13 protein-coding genes are annotated in these 15,570 nt (G+C 48.1%); 10 read left to right on the top strand and 3 right to left on the bottom strand.

The features are described 5' to 3' along the window. The first annotated feature begins 12 nt into the window (after window positions 1-12). The 7 genes from GO493_RS13235 to GO493_RS13265 all read left to right on the top strand — a co-directional run bounded on the left by GO493_RS13235 (window position 13) and on the right by GO493_RS13265 (window position 6,144). Window positions 13-1,266: a sigma-54 interaction domain-containing protein gene (locus GO493_RS13235; RefSeq protein WP_157306657.1), complete on the top strand. Its 1,254-nt coding sequence runs from the start codon at window positions 13-15 to the stop codon at window positions 1,264-1,266. A gap of 8 nt (window positions 1,267-1,274) precedes the next feature. Continuing rightward, the gene (locus GO493_RS13240) at window positions 1,275-1,787 is read left to right on the top strand and encodes an LptE family protein (protein ID WP_157306658.1); all 513 of its coding nucleotides are present in this window, start codon (window positions 1,275-1,277) and stop codon (window positions 1,785-1,787) included. Between the two features lie 49 nt (window positions 1,788-1,836). Then, complete coding sequence (locus tag GO493_RS13245; RefSeq protein WP_157306659.1) at window positions 1,837-2,973, top strand: hypothetical protein; 1,137 nt, start codon at window positions 1,837-1,839, stop codon at window positions 2,971-2,973. Window positions 2,974-2,983: 10 nt separating this feature from the next. Then, on the top strand, window positions 2,984-3,328 hold the full coding sequence (secG, locus tag GO493_RS13250) for a preprotein translocase subunit SecG (RefSeq protein WP_157306660.1): 345 nt from the start codon (window positions 2,984-2,986) through the stop codon (window positions 3,326-3,328). Window positions 3,329-3,394: 66 nt separating this feature from the next. Beyond that, window positions 3,395-4,453, top strand: coding sequence for an endolytic transglycosylase MltG (gene mltG, locus GO493_RS13255; RefSeq protein WP_157306661.1), 1,059 nt, complete (start codon window positions 3,395-3,397; stop codon window positions 4,451-4,453). A 15-nt stretch (window positions 4,454-4,468) separates the two neighbouring features. Further along, window positions 4,469-5,419, top strand: a complete 951-nt coding sequence (locus tag GO493_RS13260; protein WP_157306662.1) for a YihY/virulence factor BrkB family protein — start codon at window positions 4,469-4,471, stop codon at window positions 5,417-5,419. A 128-nt stretch (window positions 5,420-5,547) separates the two neighbouring features. Then, window positions 5,548-6,144, top strand: a complete 597-nt coding sequence (locus GO493_RS13265; RefSeq protein ID WP_157306663.1) for a redoxin domain-containing protein — start codon at window positions 5,548-5,550, stop codon at window positions 6,142-6,144. 82 nt (window positions 6,145-6,226) lie between these two features. Here GO493_RS13265 and GO493_RS13270 read toward each other — a convergent pair whose 3' ends face one another. From GO493_RS13270 to GO493_RS13280, 3 genes are all read right to left on the bottom strand, one after another. Next, window positions 6,227-8,740: a M14 metallopeptidase family protein gene (locus tag GO493_RS13270; protein WP_232538834.1), complete on the bottom strand. Its 2,514-nt coding sequence runs from the start codon at window positions 8,738-8,740 to the stop codon at window positions 6,227-6,229. Window positions 8,741-8,796: 56 nt separating this feature from the next. Then, window positions 8,797-9,195, bottom strand: a complete 399-nt coding sequence (locus GO493_RS13275) for a toxin-antitoxin system YwqK family antitoxin (RefSeq protein WP_157306664.1) — start codon at window positions 9,193-9,195, stop codon at window positions 8,797-8,799. A gap of 182 nt (window positions 9,196-9,377) precedes the next feature. Beyond that, on the bottom strand, window positions 9,378-12,149 hold the full coding sequence (locus GO493_RS13280) for a TonB-dependent receptor (protein WP_157306665.1): 2,772 nt from the start codon (window positions 12,147-12,149) through the stop codon (window positions 9,378-9,380). A 156-nt stretch (window positions 12,150-12,305) separates the two neighbouring features. Here GO493_RS13280 and ggt point away from each other — a divergent pair, with 156 nt between their 5' ends. From ggt to GO493_RS13295, 3 genes are all read left to right on the top strand, one after another. After that, entirely contained in the window at window positions 12,306-13,988 is a 1,683-nt protein-coding gene (gene ggt, locus GO493_RS13285; protein ID WP_198315704.1) for a gamma-glutamyltransferase, read from the top strand. Window positions 13,989-14,098: 110 nt separating this feature from the next. Beyond that, window positions 14,099-14,512, top strand: coding sequence for a hypothetical protein (locus tag GO493_RS13290; RefSeq protein ID WP_157306667.1), 414 nt, complete (start codon window positions 14,099-14,101; stop codon window positions 14,510-14,512). An 8-nt stretch (window positions 14,513-14,520) separates the two neighbouring features. Continuing rightward, window positions 14,521-15,567 (top strand): hypothetical protein, encoded by a 1,047-nt coding sequence (locus tag GO493_RS13295; RefSeq protein ID WP_157306668.1) that lies wholly within the window; start codon window positions 14,521-14,523, stop codon window positions 15,565-15,567. Window positions 15,568-15,570: the final 3 nt, after the last annotated feature.

Here is a 15,570-nt window from a genome sequence, read left to right on the forward strand (position 1 = left end):
TAAATTGAGGATATGGATAACATACAGTCCATTAAAAACAGGTTTGGCATTATAGGAAACTCGCCTGCATTGAATTATGCCTTGCAGGTAGCGGCACAGGTGTCTAATACAGATCTTACTGTGCTGATCGTGGGTGAAAGCGGCGTAGGTAAAGAAGTATTCTCCAATATCATCCATTCACTCAGTGCCCGTAAACACAACCCGTTCATTGCCGTTAACTGCGGCGCTATTCCTGAAGGGACTATCGACTCGGAGCTCTTCGGACATGAAAAAGGCTCTTTCACAGGAGCTGTAGACAGCCGTAAAGGTTATTTTGAGACCGTCAATGGCGGCACCATTTTCCTGGACGAGATCGGTGAAATGCCTCTTGGTACCCAGGCCCGTCTGCTTCGTGTACTGGAAACAGGCGAGTTTATACGTGTTGGTTCTTCCAAAGTGCAGAAAACGGATGTGCGTGTTATCACGGCTACCAACCGTGATCTGCTGGACCATACCCAGCAGGGAAAGTTCCGTGAGGACCTTTACTACCGTCTTAATACTGTACCTATCAGGGTGCCCTCTCTGAGGGACAGGAAAGAGGATATTCCCCTGCTTTTCCGTAAATTCTGCCTGGATTTTGCCGAACGTTATAAAGCAACTTCCATCCAGCTGGACGATGAGGCACGTGAGATGCTGGTCAATTACCCTTGGAGAGGTAATGTGCGTGAGCTGAAGAACATGGCTGAACAGATATCAGTGCTTTCCAATGATAAACTGGTTACGGCTGTTGAACTAAGGCGCTTTCTGCCGGAGGTACCGGAACCTTCCCGCCTGCCTATGCTGGCAGCGCCGCAAGCTAAGTCCAATGGTGATTTTGCCAGTGAGAGGGATATCCTTTACAAGCTTTTCTTTGACATGAAGAAGGATGTGACGGAACTGAAAAAAATGTTCTTTGATATTCTTCAGAATCCAAGCCTTGCCACACACCACAGTAATTCCTTCCAGGAGGGACCTGTGCTGCACAGCTTCCATCCGCAACCGGAAGTGGCCACTGCTCCCGGCCCTACCACTATTTCTTCGCCGCAGCCTATCATCCTTCAGGATACACATAAGATAGACCACCATGAAGAAGTAGAGGAAACGCTTTCTATAGCCGACAAGGAGAAGGAGCTGATCGTAAAAGCCCTTAAAAAGCATAAAGGTAAAAGGAAAGATGCCGCGCTGGACCTGGGTATTTCCGAAAGGACCCTGTACAGGAAACTGAAAGAATACAACATTAACGAATAGAAGCTATTATGAAATTACTCAAAGGGATTGCCGCGCTGGGACTGCTGCTGGCTTTTGGAGGCTGCTCTGTTAAGTATTCGGCTACCGGCGCCAGTATAGACCAGGGCGCAAAAACGGTGAATGTGCGTTTTATTGAGAACAGGGCGCCCATCAACAACCCTACCCTGAGCCAGAACCTTACGGAAAGGCTCCGTAATAAAGTACAGTCGCAGACCAAGCTGGTGCAGATAAATGAAGACGGGGCTGATTATGAGTTTAAAGGTAATATCACAGGATACTCTTTCAGTAATGCTGCTGTTACCAATGTGGACAAGGCTGCTACATCCAGGCTTACGGTTACTATTAATATCACTTTTGTAAAAAGGATAGGCGATAAAAAGGGTTATACACAGGCATTTACCCGCTCGGCCGATTTCAATGCGTCACAGTTGCCCAGCGCTGTAGAAAATGGCCTGCTGGAAAACAATATTCTCCCCCAGATCGTGGACGATATTTTCAACAAAGCGTTTGCTAACTGGTAAGTATTACAAAAAGTTTCGTATTTAATTTTTTTTCATACTTTAGCAGAATATGACCGCAAACAGGATCATCCAGCATATTTTCCAACAACCTGATATTAAGCAGGTTGATGAATCCGCTATAGACCGGCTGGTATCTGCATATCCCTATTTTACGGCTGCCCGCCTTCTGCTGGCCCGTAAACAGTACAGCACGCAACGCAACCTGCTGGCGCCGGGGGTAAAAAAGGCCCAGCAGTATAGCACTAATATGCACTATTTCTTCCGCTTTGTAACAACAGACGAAAAAAGCCTGGCAGAAGCGGTGGCCGTACCGGCCCCTGTTCCTGTTCCGGCAGAAGAGACCAATACTATAATAACAGCAGAAGAGAAAGTGACAGAGACCACATCAGTAGCAGCGCCGGTACAAGAAACACCGGCATCGATCACCGTAGTGCCTGCAGCGCAACAAACTACATACACCTTTCACCAGCCCGCAGAAACAACGCCGGCGCCGGTTGAAATTCCTGCTGTTTCCACACCGGTGGCAGCTGTACCTGTTACTGATGAACAAATTTCAGCAGCTCCTGTTGTTACTGAACAGGCTGCGTCACAGGAAGTTGTAGCAACGGCTGCAACTGTTACTGAACAAGTAACGGCGCCACAGGAAGTTGTGGCTGCTACTGTACCTGTTACTGAACAGGAAACTGCTGCGTCTGCCGCTGAGACGGAGGATGCAGACCCTATTAAGATTTTCCCGCTTGAAATACCGGAAGCCGACAATACGCTTACCTTCCAACCACTCTATACCGATGACTATTTCGCTTACAAGCGATTGAAGGAACCTGAAAATGCAGAACATATGAGTGAAAGAGGAGAAGCAGAAATGAAGAGCTTCACATCCTGGCTGAAGGATATGAAACGCAGCTTCGCGGAAAAGGCGGGCAGGGAATGGTATCATCAGCAGCTGCACCGCAGCTATGAGGATATTGACCCCGGAGTTTCGGAAACGGTAGAGAAGATGGCAATGGAATCCATCACCCTTAATGATGACATCGTTTCTGAGACCCTGGCAGAGATCTGGGCGCGTCAGCACCAGTATCAGACAGCCATACATATATACCAAAAATTAAGTTTGCTTAATCCCAACAAAAGCGCTTATTTTGCGCAAAAGATCAAAGAACTTCAGTTACTAACAGAAAAAAATTAACGGATATATTATGTTATTGATTTTCGGCATTTTAATCATCCTGGCCTGCATATTGTTAGGCTTTTTTGTACTGGTACAGAACCCCAAAGGTGGTGGTTTATCCGGTACGCTGGGTGGGTTTGGTAACCAGGTGATGGGTGTCCGCCAGACTACAGACGTACTTGAAAAAGGTACCTGGGTCCTGTCTGCGATCATTGCTGTACTTTGCCTGACCTCTTCTATGTTTATCAGCAAAGGTGTACCTCAGGAAACCAAAAAGGCGATCATGGAAACACATGCAACGGCTCCGGCGTCAACAACTCCGGCAGCGCCTGCACCAACAACTCCTGCGCCAGCTCCTGCACCTAAACCATAATGCAGTCTTGAAAGCTATTTCAGAACCTCGCTGTTAAAAGCGGGGTTTTTTATTAGATACCATCCTATGGCAAAAAGAAGCAAAGCTAAGAAACAGTCATTCAGAAACATCTGGCTCAAACGTATCCTCGTAACTGCAGCCGCGCTGGTTGCCGGTCTCTTTGTATACCTGTGTTACCGCGTGTTCGGTCCCAATACCAAAACCTTTTCAGATAATAAGTTCTTCTATGTGCATACGGGCAGCACTTATGCCGATGTACTTAACGGGCTGGAAGAACAGGAGATCATCCGTAACCGCAAAAGCTTTGACTGGGTAGCGAGGGAGCTGGGATACCCTAAACGGGTACAGGCCGGCAAATACAAGATCAACCCGGGCATGAGCAACTTTGACATTATTAAACTGCTTCGCTCCGGCCGGCAGACGCCCGTCAACCTGGTGATCACCAAAATAAGGACCAAACAGGATATGGTCCGCAAGATCTGCAGTAACCTTGAAGCAGATTCCAATAACCTCCGTGCTCTGATGAACGACCAGATATATCTCCGCCAGTTTGGCCTGGATACCAACACTGTGATGTGTGCATTTGTACCTAACAGTTACCAGTTCTACTGGAACACTACGGCAGAGAATGCTTTCAGGAAAATGGAGAAAGAAAGGATGAAGTTCTGGACGGAAGAGCGCAAGGAAGCTGCCCGCCGGCTGGGCCTTTCCATCAACCAGGTCACTATCCTTGCTTCTATTGTGGAAGAGGAGAGCAACAAAAATGACGAGAAACCGCTCATTTCCAGCGTATACCTGAACAGGTTCCGTAAAGGCATGCGTTTGCAGGCAGATCCTACCGTGAAATTCGCATTACAGGACTTCGGGCTCAGACGTATCAGGGAAGCTCACCTGCTCTTTGAATCGCCTTATAACACCTACAGGAACTCCGGTCTTCCGCCGGGACCTATCTGCACTCCTTCCATCAAAACGCTGGAAGCTGTGCTTAATACCCCGGAGACCGACTATATTTATTTCTGTGCGAAGTCAGATTTTTCCGGCTATCATGCATTTGCAGCTAATTATGCTGACCACATGAAGAATGCCAGGGCTTACCAGGCAGCACTGAACGCAAGAGGAATATAATCAACTGATCAATACATGCCGTTTAAACCAGAAAGGATTATACTGGAATCCAAACCATTCCGGGCACTGGTAAACAGGAGCAAAACGCTCGTATTACCAGGCTTTGAAGGATTGCCCCTGTATGATGTTCTTAAATTCTTTCTGAGGGAAACGCGTAATAAAAGTCTTGGAGAAAGGGCGGCAGCTATCTCGTTTAACTTCCTGCTGGCTATTCCACCCTTTTTCATCTTCCTCTTCACACTGGTACCCTATATCCCTATGAAAAATGTAGAAGCCACCCTGTATGAATTAGCGGAAGATGTAACTCCTAACTACAATACCTACATCATTGTACGGGACATGATCCATGACTTCCTGTACACGCACCGCAATGGCCTGCTTTCCGTTGCTTTTCTCATGGGCTTTTTTGCTTCCTCCAATGCGGTAATGGGACTGGTACGTTCTTTCAACAAGAAACTACCGGGGTTTCGTAGAAGGAAATGGTGGCAGAAAAGGCTGATGGCGCTCAAACTTACTGCTATACTGGTATTCCTGCTACTGCTGACCGTTATTCTCATTATTGCGCAGGGCAGGGTGTTAAGCTTTATATTCGATTACATGGGTATTACGGATAAGCGTATACTCTCTATTGCTGTTGTAACCCGCTGGCTGCTTATCGTTCTGCTGTTCTTTTCAATGTTGTCTGTGATATACCGTTTTGTACCGGCTACAGTGAAGAAATGGAAGTTTATTACAGCGGGTTCCATCTTTGCTACTGTCATGATGATAGTAGTAACTATCCTCTTCTCTTTCTTCGTCAATAACTTCGCGAATTATAACAAGATCTATGGTTCTGTTGGTACTATCCTGATCCTGATGTTGTCTGTTTATTTTTATTCTTTTATCCTGCTGGTAGGATTTGAATTGAACGCCAGTATCAGAATATTGAAAGAAACGGCTGATAATCATAACCTGCCTGCCAGGTAGCAACTTTCTTCTCGCAGCGGCACGGCCAGCTGCTGTTAAATTGCATAAAAACAACATATATTCGTATCTTCGCCCCGGGTCTATTAGTGAAATCATGCGTTCTTGTCGTTAACCTGAAACCTATATTTATGAAAAAGCTATATTACTGTCTGTCACTTTTAAGCGGTCTGCTACTTGCTATGCATCCGCCCTTCCCGCTGGAGATAGGTGCACCTGTTCCGAAAGCAGATCTTGTATTACGCGATTGTTCGGGTCAGGATATTACCCTTAACAAAGCAAAGAAAACCAATGGATTACTGGTTATGTTCTCCGGCAACAACTGTCCATATATACAGCGTAACCAGGGGCGCACCAAAAGCATCTGTGAACATGCGCTCAGCAGCAATATCGGCGTAGTGCTGGTAAATACCAACCTGGGAGCTGATGAAAAAAGCATACTGGCTGGTATGAAATCATATGCAGATGAGCAGCAATTTAACTGGTATTATGTGGCAGATAAAAAAGCAGAACTGGCTGAAGCTTTTGACGCTAATCATATGCCTGAATGCTACCTTTTCAATCAACAGGGAAAACTTGTATACAAAGGCGCTATAGATGACAGTCCCGGAAATGCAGATGCTGTAAAGCTTAAACATCTTGAAAATGCTATTACTGATATGCTGGCGGGGAAAGCCGCGCGGGTAGCTGCTACTACAGCGCTGGGATGTAACATCAAGAGATTTTAGACAGTCTTAAACAGGCCTCCCATCCAAAAAAAGCGCTTTACTAAAAGTAAAGCGCTTTTTTTGAAAGTTATTTTCCATATTATCACTGCACCATAAACAACGCATTCCCAAACAGCAATTTCCCATTCTCCCAGAAACTCCTGAACAACGGATCGTCTGCCATCAGTATCACCTGCCCCTGCCCTATTTCCTTCACTCCAAACAACACACCATCTTTCAGGCGTTTCCTGGTTTCTGTGCCAACAAACCCGCTCAGGTAATTATCTTTTTTCAGCACTCCTACATTCCATCCGCCTTCATCGAGGTAATCATAGATCTTGCTATCCTGTTTCAATGTATAATAGACTTCCGGGAACCCAAAAGCCAGAGGGTGCGTATTGTCCAGCTGTACTTTATAGATAGCTCCCGGTATCAGCTGTTTAGCTCCTTCTCTTTCCCTGTTGGCGTAAGGTTTTAGTAATGTATACTCGTCCTTCTTCTCTTCCCGTTCTTCGTCTGTTTTCTTCAGCTTTATGCCCCAGTCCAGCGATGCCACCTGCGCCAGTGCGTCCTGCATAGCTATCAGCTTTCCTCCCCCGGAGATCCAGTCTTTCAACCGGCCAGCATTTTCCTTATCATTCAGGTATTTGTAATTGCCGTCCGGCAATATAAGCACGTCCAGCATTTTCCAGTTAATACGTCCCAGCTGTTCTTCATCTACTACCGTTAACGGATACCCGATCTGTTGCTCAAAGAAATGCCATACCTCGCCTGCAGCCAGGGAGGAGATACCATCGCCCATTACAACTGCTACACGCGGGCACCGGATAAACTTCACCTTTTCTGAGCCGAAGTCCACTCCTTTCTCTACAAAACCGGTACTCACCGCATCCAGGCCGGTTTTAAAAGTATTAGCCAGCGCTATTACCTTATTATCAAACTGTGCACCTATGCTCTCGTTTCCTGCACGGGTAATGATGAGGGTTCCTGGTGAAAATGTCTTCCCTCCTGCCGTGAACGATCCTTCTGCATACCGTACGCGAATCTTCTGTTGCAGCAGTGCTGCCAGGAATTTCACATCCTTTGCGCTGTTCCACCGGGCAAGATAGGCATAGGGCCTTTCTGCCGCCAGGTAGGTGTTGCCCAGTCCCACGCTATCTTTCAGCGGCTCCAGCGGTTGTTTCAATGCGTAGGTCTGTAAGCCGTAGGCATAAGGTAATGACCAGGCGGTGATATCGTAGGTAATGGAATCTGTTAGCCGGGAATCCGGTTCAAACAATACTTTCAGCATATTAGACCGGGGTTGCAGGGCGCTGATCACCATATCTTCCTTATCTATTGTAAAGTTTTCCGTTTTACCTGTAAAATAATTGAAGCCTGCGGCTTTTGCCACCTGTGCGCCATAACCATACCTGATACCATTACGGCCAAGCAAACTGCCTAGAGTAGCTAGCTTTTCGGTGTTCCCGGCGCCTTTGATCACATACGCGCGATAAGGGCCGTCAGGAGTACGGACCGCATCCCGGAAATAACCGGCAAAGGAATTAAGCAGGTCATCTGCCTCCTGGGAAGCTACTTCGATGGTAGAAAGGCCGGTAGTAAGGTGATGTGCAATACGTTGCACCAGCGTCAGCGTATCTCCGTCCTGCTTCAGCGCTGCCAGGCCTGCGCGGCCGCTGCCGCCCTGTTCATAGGTCATACCTATGGCGCCGTTGTAGGTAGGATAGGTGTCTCCGTAGCTGGGGTAGAACATGTCAAAGAATTCCCTGGTGAAGTAGAGCCAGCCTTCTTTATCAAAATATCTTGCATTATTCTTTCCTATCAGCACCTGCATATTGCGCTGCCAGGGTTTTATGATATCATGGAAGGGCTCTGCTGCGGGGGCAAAGTAATAGGGGGCGTCGATAGATTGCTCATGGAAATCCACGTGTACCTGTGGCATCCAGTTGTTGTACTGGGATATCCGCTGCAGGGATTCGACCTGTGTCTGCCAGGCCCAGTCCCTGTTAAGGTCAAAATAATAGTGGTTACTTCTGCCACCGGGCCAGGGCTCATTGTGTTCTCTTGCAAACAACAGCGGATCGGTCACTTTTGTATGTACCTGGTTGAAGAAGTTTACGTAACGTTCTCTTCCATCAGGGTTCAGGCAGGGATCGATGATGACCACTGTATTTTTCAGCCATTGCTGTTCAATGCTGTTATTTTTGTCTGCCAGCCGGTATACTGTAGCCATGGCGGCCTCTGTAGATACGGCTTCGTTACCATGTACGTTATAGCTTAGCCATACAATAACAGGATCTCCTGCTTCCGCTTTACCGTTGCCGGATGCCAGTTGCAGGTTATGCTGACGGACCTGTTCTAACTTATTGAAATTTTCCGGAGATGTGATGGTTGCCAGCATAAGCGGCCGGCCTTCGTAAGTAGTTCCATATTGCTTCAGCTGCATATTAGGGGTAACAGCCGCTACTGCCCTGAAGTATTCCAGTACTTTGTACCAGGGAGTGAATTGTGTTCCTAAGGCGTATCCTAAAAACTGATCGGGCGTAGGCGGGGATTGTGAAAAACCAGGTAAAACAGGGATCATCCAAACGGCCAGCCACAACAATTTGCGCATCATTTGTGAGAATTATACCTCTAAGATAATAATTAACGCAGAGACATGCACGATATCAGTTAACGCGCCTCTTCCATGCTTCCTAACAAGCCGTAATGCTGTACGCAATCCAGCTTTCCGTCAACCCGGTAGTACCTGAACTCTCCTACCCTGTTATCATTATGCCAGCTGCCGGTCTCTGATACCATACCATTCTCGAAGAACAAGGTACGTTCTCCTTCCAGCTGACCATCTTTACGATAATATACTTCTTTCAGTTTCCCGTTGTCATAATAGACTTCTATGCGTTCCACAGATGGATTATCAGCCAGCCGGTATACCCGCTTCTGGACACGCCCGTTCTCCTCCCTCATCACCTGCCGCAATAGCAGCTTGCTCTGCTCATCCTGGATGCAGCCGCATATGCCTGTGATAATGAACAGGAAAAGCCCTGAAAAATGACTGATTGATCTACTCATAGAATACGTTCACCGGGTTTACCCTTGAATGCTCTATCCAATATAGTAAATAATTCAATAATATCAAATCTAAATCGCTTTAGCGGCGCATCAACTTGAATAAACTGCTCAAAAAATGAGTTTTGCAAAAGGCAAAACTCATTTTTTGAGCAGTGATCAGGCCTGTAGCCGGAAACAATATCTTATAAATTCAGTTCCAGCCTTGCAAACAGGAACCTGCCGTTATACCCGAACTGTGTGGCCCTCCTGCTGTAAATGAACTGGTTATTGGTTGTATTAGCGGGATTAGCCACTTTATCAGGATACACATCAAACACATTATTAGACCCTATGCTCAGTTTCAACGCGGGGGTGAGCTTATACCCTACGGCTGCATCCGTCACAATTTTAGCTGAATAGGTCTGATAGAAATTAGGATCATTAGTAGCCTCTTCCACGCTGCCAAAGTGTACACCACGAATGAACGCATTGAAACGTTTAATATTATACGAAACGCTCAGGTTCACTTTTTCTCTCGGTACGCTTCTTTCCAGGTAGATCCTGCTGGCGCGGCTGAAATAGATATTCTCTTTTCCCTTCAGCTTTTCGGAAGCCATTACCGGCCCTACTTTCTGTGTATAGCTGTAAGTGCCGGAGAGATCTGCTCTTAATGTACCGGCTGCCAGTTTGGTACTGTAGGTCAGTACCAGGTCAATACCTTTTGTTTCGGAATTGATGGCATTGGCAAAAAAAGCTGCCCTGTTGGCATTGGCGAGAGATAACAGCTGATAGATCTCTTTATCTACTGCGGATGCAGTATCTGCATTACTGCCGGAAAACTGGTCAGTATATACGATCCTGTCATCTATCCTTGTAAAATAACCGTCCAGCGTCAGGTTGAACTTACCAAAAGTGCTGGTAAACCCCGCACTTACACTTTTTGACTTCTCCGGTTTTAACTGCGGAATGCCCAGCAGCTGTGCAGGTCTGCTATCATTCGTAAATGTACCTACCTCATATGGTTGACCATCCACAAACAAGGTAGAGGTAGAGGAATAGAACCGCTGATGCAGGGACGGAGCCCTGAAGCCTGTACTGGCAGACGCTCTCAGGGCTGTCCGTTCACTCAGCTTATACCTCGTGGTCAGCTTCCCGTTCAGCGTACTGCCAAAGTCGTTATAGTTCTCGAACCGCAGTGCACCACCCAGCAGGAAGGCGCTGCTGAAATTGGCTTCTACATCTACATATCCTGCTATGGCGCTGCGGGTGGCTTTAATGGCATTCTCCGGTCTGAAGCCCGGAAATACCTGCGCTCCACCGGCCCGCGGACTACCATCCGGACCAAACAGCGTATTGATAGGCCCCTGCGGATCAGGGATCAGGATATCATTCCCATCTGCATCCACTCCTATTTTACTGGCACGGCCATAATCAGTATAAGAATTTTCAGCGCCTGCTATCAGCTGGTATTGCTCAAAGCGGTGTTCTGCACCAAAAGCTATATCCAGTCCTTCCAGCACGTCCAAACGCCTGGAGAAGTCAAGGTTGGTGGTATTTTGTGTAAACACAGGCCCTCCGCAGGTAAACCTGGTGGGAGAAGCTTTCTCCAGCGATGCGTTGAGCGAATGCTCCACTTTGAAAGCGAACTCGTTCCGGCCGTAGGTGTTGCTGAAATCTACCTTCCACTCGCCCAGGTTGCCTCTTATGCCGGCAGCCAGGGAGCGGTCGTAAATATCACTATGTATTTCCGGCAGAAATCCGAGGGGATAGATATCGAGTATATTGCGGCTATCGCTCGGCAAACGGTATACACCTGCCGCCTGGCCGTTGCGGTAGCCGATACCGCCAAACAGGTACAGTTCTGCATTATTTTCCAGCGGAATGCTGGCATTGGCGAACAGCTGTGCGCTGCGCAGCTTTGACTGCCCGGCGCGCATACGGATATCGCCACGGGTAATGTTGTTGGCTACCAGGAAAGAATCCGTTTTATCGATGCCACCGGGATAGGTACGGTAGATAGCGCCTACCCAGGGGCCGGAGCGGTTGGTATAGTTACGGTAGTCATAAGATCCGCCAAAGTTGATGTAGCCACCTTTAGTGCCAACAGGTATGCCGTAATTGACGCCGGTCTGCACAGTTTGTCCGTCTATATTATCTACAGACTGTGAAGTAACGTTGGCGCCTGTGGTAACGTTGACAGATAAACGGTTTACACTGCTTTTCAGAATGATATTGATCACGCCGGCAATGGCATCGGAACCGTATTGAGCGGCGGCGCCGTCCCTGAGTATTTCCACGCGGTCTATTGCAGCGGTGGGAATGGTGTTCATATCTGTGCCTACTGCTCCGCGGCCAAAAGTACCGTTCACATTTACCAGTGCTGTGTTGTACCGGCGTTTACCATTCACCAGTACCAGCACCTGGTCTGGTCCCAGTCCCCGCAGTGAGGCCGGGTCTATATGGTCTGTACCGTCTGCCACTGTCTGTGTACCTGAGCTGAAAGAGGGAGCTACATAGTTGAGTATCTGGTTGATCGAGACCTGCGGAGCATCTGCTGCTATCCGTTTAATATCGATCACGTCCACCGGCACCGGGGTTTCCGTCTGTGTACGCGGTAAACTGCGGGAGCCCAGCACTACCAGTTCATTCATAGTAGTGCTTGCCGCCAGCACCACATCCAGGCTCACGGTTTGTCCTGCGGCAATGGTCACCGTTTTACGCTGGGCAGTAAATCCTACAAAGCTGACTGAAACAGTATAATTGCCCGGTACAATATCAAGACTGAATTTTCCCTGGGCATTGGTATACCCCCCTTTGTTGGTACGCTCTACATGTACTGTAGCACCTGCCAATGGTACTTTGCCGTCTGTCACCGTACCGGTAATACTGCCGGTCTGGCTGTAAACAGATAAGGAAATAAATGAAAGGAGTAACAGGAGCATCAGGCTCCGGGAATGGGTCACCAGGTGTAACATAAGATTTAGATTTAGACTTGGGTTTTGAGTTCGGATTTTGGTTTCGCTACAGTCTCAATATGCACAGTATGGCATCTATTATGTAATTTACTGATTCAACACCGCATTTTATAATCTATGCTGCAAATACTCACACTAGATAAAAAACACAATGCTATGCGCATCACACTTACATTAACAGCATTGGCCTTCACCATATCCTCCCATGCGCAAAATGCGTTCAATTACAACATAGAAAAGAGCATCACCGTTCAGCATGGGGCAGTGGTTTCTGCACATCCCCTGGCCAGCCAGGCAGGCCTCCAGGTGTTGCAACAGGGCGGTAACGCAGTAGATGCTGCTATTGCCACACAACTGGCGCTGGCAGTAGTATACCCTGCGGCAGGCAATCTTGGCGGCGGAGGTTTTTTGGTGGCGCATCTGAAAAACGGGAAGAACCTGGCGATAGACTATCGTGAAATGGCTCCCTCCCGCGCTTCACGTGACATGTACCTGGACGCCAGCGGCAATCCGGACATAAAACGTAGCCAGGACGGGCACCTGGCAGCCGGCGTACCCGGTACTATTGCCGGCATCTATGCCTCGCTGCCTTACGCACGCCTGCCTGTCAGCAAGCTCATAGCCCCCGCTATTGCACTGGCAGAGAAAGGATTTGCCATTACAGAACGCGAAGCCCGCAGCCTGAACAGTCAACGTGAGCTCTTCATACAACTCAACACCCGGCCTACTGCTTTTGTAAAGGACATACCCTGGAAAGCGGGAGATACCCTCATCCAGAAAGACCTGGCCAATACTCTTAAACGTGTGCGTGACAAGGGTCGCGCAGGCTTTTATGAAGGAGAGACTGCCCGCCTCGTTGAAGCAGAGATGAAACGCGGTCACGGATTGATCACCACCGCAGATATGAAAGCATACAAAGCCAAAGAACGCACTGCCGTGACCTTCAACTACCGGGGCTACCAGGTCATTACTATGCCCCTGCCTTCCAGTGGCGGAGTAGCCTTACAGCAGATGATGGGAATGGTAGAGAAATATCCGCTGGCAGACATGGGTTTTCATTCAGCAGCTACTATTCAGCTCATGGTGGAGGTAGAACGCCGCGCCTATGCTGACCGTGCACAATACCTGGGAGACCCTGACTTTGTTAAAGTGCCTGTAAAACAACTCACTGCGCCTTCATACCTGCTTGCCCGCATGAAGGATTACGATCCGCAGAAAGCCGGTTCCAGTAAAACCACTAACGCCGGTGTGCTGCCGGAAAGCGAAGAAACCACTCACCTCTCGGTCATGGATGCAGATGGGAATGCCGTTTCTGTAACCACCACCCTTAATGGCGGCTATGGCTCCAAGGTAGTAGTAGGTGGTGCAGGCTTTTTCCTCAATAATGAAATGGACGATTTCAGCATCAAGCCCGGCGTGCCAAACATGTACGGTCTTGTGGGAGCTGAAGCCAATGCCATAGCGCCAGGCAAGCGTATGCTCAGTTCCATGACGCCGTCTATTGTGCTGAAAGATAAACGTCCATATATCGTTGCGGGCACTCCGGGCGGTTCTACCATCATCACCTCTGTATTCCAGACCCTGGTCAATCTACTGGATTTTAATCTTTCTACCCGGCAGGCGGTAGATGCGCCTAAGTTCCACCATCAATGGCTGCCTGACGAGGTAGATGTGGAAGAAGGATTTGAACAGGCCCCGCTGGAGGTCTTGAAAAAAATGGGGTATAGGTTTGACAAACGCAGTGCCATAGGCCGTACAGAAGTGATCAGGGTAAATGAAAAAGGAATGCTGGAAGCTGTGGGCGACAGAAGAGGCGACGATAGCGCTGCAGGCTATTAAAATCCTTTCCGAAGTACAATCACAGGATTTTAATAAATATTGAGACAACAGAACAAATGAACGGATACTTTGTAAGAAGAAAGAACCGGCATAACACAAAACTGATACACATGAAACATACACTGCTGATCGCCTTCGCACTGACATTCTTTGCCTGTAATGCAGACCGTAACAACAAGCTGCTGATGCACAAGAAATGGCGTGTACGCGACGTAGTCATCCCTCCCAACACCCCGTATGACCTTACGCATATCACCCAGGCCACGGACCTGAAAAGGACCTACTATGCGAACGTCTATTACCAGTTCCTTGACAATGACCTTTTCATTGCTACTATTGACAATAAGCCGGATTCCGGCAAGTACCAGTTCCTCAGTAATGGTAAGATCATTTCTGTCACTGCTGCCAATGGTTCCCGTAAGGCAGAGAACCTGGTCACTATTACGAAGCTGGATGAAACACATTTTGATATGAAAGTAAAATCGGGCGATTATTACTTTATCCTGAAAACAACGCCGGAATAACCCATTTAATGAATATATTACATACAGATACCACACCAGCGGCCAACTGCACTATCGGGGGAAAAGAAATGCTCTTTTTCTCCGGGTTCTCTTACCTGGGACTTCACAGTCTGCCGGCTTTCCGGGAATTGCTGAAAGCCGGTGTAGATCAGTACGGCACAGTTTTTATCTCTTCCCGCATTGCCAATGTGCGCCTGGAGCTCTATGAAGAACTTGAACATGCGCTGGCCGTGCTGCAACAGCAGCAGGCGGCAGCTACCTTTTCTTCCGGTTACCTGGCTTCGCAGGCAGCTGCCCGGTATGTTTCCGGTAAAGGACAGCTCCTCTATGCACCGGATACCCATCCCTCTCTACATACAGGAGCAAACGAAATACCTGCTACTTCATGGGAGAACTGGGTACCTCAAACCATAGAACGGATCAACAGCCATGCAGACCATACGTTCGTGATAGTAGCTGACAGTGTTAATCCGCTTACCAGCACCATCAATGATTTCAGCTGGTTGCAGCAATTGCAGCGGCACACGCTGGTCCTCATAGATGATTCACATGGTATCGGCATCCTGGGGGATACAGGCAGCGGCATCAGCAGTCTTCTGCCCCGGCAGCCGTTCCTGCGTTACCTGCTTTCTTCTTCCATTGCAAAGGCATACAGCACACAGGGCGGCGTTATTGCCGGTCATGCAGCAGATATAGCGGCTATAAAGAAATCGCCTTTCTTCACCGGCGCTACTCCCATGATGCCTGCTAATGTTTGGGCCTTCCTGCAAAGTTTTCCCCTGCATCAATCACAAAGGGAACTGCTGCGCAACCGGGTGCGGTACCTGGCACAGCTCACAGCGGGGCTGGAACATGTACACAATCCTTTGCAACTGCCTGTCTTCCTGCTGAAACACCCCGGTGATATAGCTGCACGATTGCTGGAACATGATATCATCATTTCTTCATTCAGCTATCCACATCCTGACAATCCGCCTATCAACCGCGCTGTTATCTCTGCTCTACACACCGATAATGACCTGCGCATTCTTCATTCATTCCTGTTAAATCTTTAAAAC

It is taken from the genome of Chitinophaga tropicalis (genome assembly GCF_009758205.1).
GTDB classification, from domain to species: domain Bacteria; phylum Bacteroidota; class Bacteroidia; order Chitinophagales; family Chitinophagaceae; genus Chitinophaga; species Chitinophaga tropicalis.

What these genes read in the sequence shown, in the direction of transcription:
- GO493_RS13275 (WP_157306664.1), bottom strand. Translation starts at nt 9,195, where the DNA reads ATGAGTAGATCAATCAGTCATTTTTCAGGGCTTTTCCTGTTCATTATC.
- ggt (WP_198315704.1), top strand. Translation starts at nt 12,306, where the DNA reads ATGCGCATCACACTTACATTAACAGCATTGGCCTTCACCATATCCTCC.
- GO493_RS13290 (WP_157306667.1), top strand. Translation starts at nt 14,099, where the DNA reads ATGAAACATACACTGCTGATCGCCTTCGCACTGACATTCTTTGCCTGT.
- GO493_RS13240 (WP_157306658.1), top strand. Translation starts at nt 1,275, where the DNA reads ATGAAATTACTCAAAGGGATTGCCGCGCTGGGACTGCTGCTGGCTTTT.
- mltG (WP_157306661.1), top strand. Translation starts at nt 3,395, where the DNA reads ATGGCAAAAAGAAGCAAAGCTAAGAAACAGTCATTCAGAAACATCTGG.
- GO493_RS13260 (WP_157306662.1), top strand. Translation starts at nt 4,469, where the DNA reads ATGCCGTTTAAACCAGAAAGGATTATACTGGAATCCAAACCATTCCGG.
- GO493_RS13280 (WP_157306665.1), bottom strand. Translation starts at nt 12,149, where the DNA reads ATGTTACACCTGGTGACCCATTCCCGGAGCCTGATGCTCCTGTTACTC.
- GO493_RS13235 (WP_157306657.1), top strand. Translation starts at nt 13, where the DNA reads ATGGATAACATACAGTCCATTAAAAACAGGTTTGGCATTATAGGAAAC.
- GO493_RS13245 (WP_157306659.1), top strand. Translation starts at nt 1,837, where the DNA reads ATGACCGCAAACAGGATCATCCAGCATATTTTCCAACAACCTGATATT.
- GO493_RS13270 (WP_232538834.1), bottom strand. Translation starts at nt 8,740, where the DNA reads ATGATGCGCAAATTGTTGTGGCTGGCCGTTTGGATGATCCCTGTTTTA.
- GO493_RS13295 (WP_157306668.1), top strand. Translation starts at nt 14,521, where the DNA reads ATGAATATATTACATACAGATACCACACCAGCGGCCAACTGCACTATC.
- secG (WP_157306660.1), top strand. Translation starts at nt 2,984, where the DNA reads ATGTTATTGATTTTCGGCATTTTAATCATCCTGGCCTGCATATTGTTA.
- GO493_RS13265 (WP_157306663.1), top strand. Translation starts at nt 5,548, where the DNA reads ATGAAAAAGCTATATTACTGTCTGTCACTTTTAAGCGGTCTGCTACTT.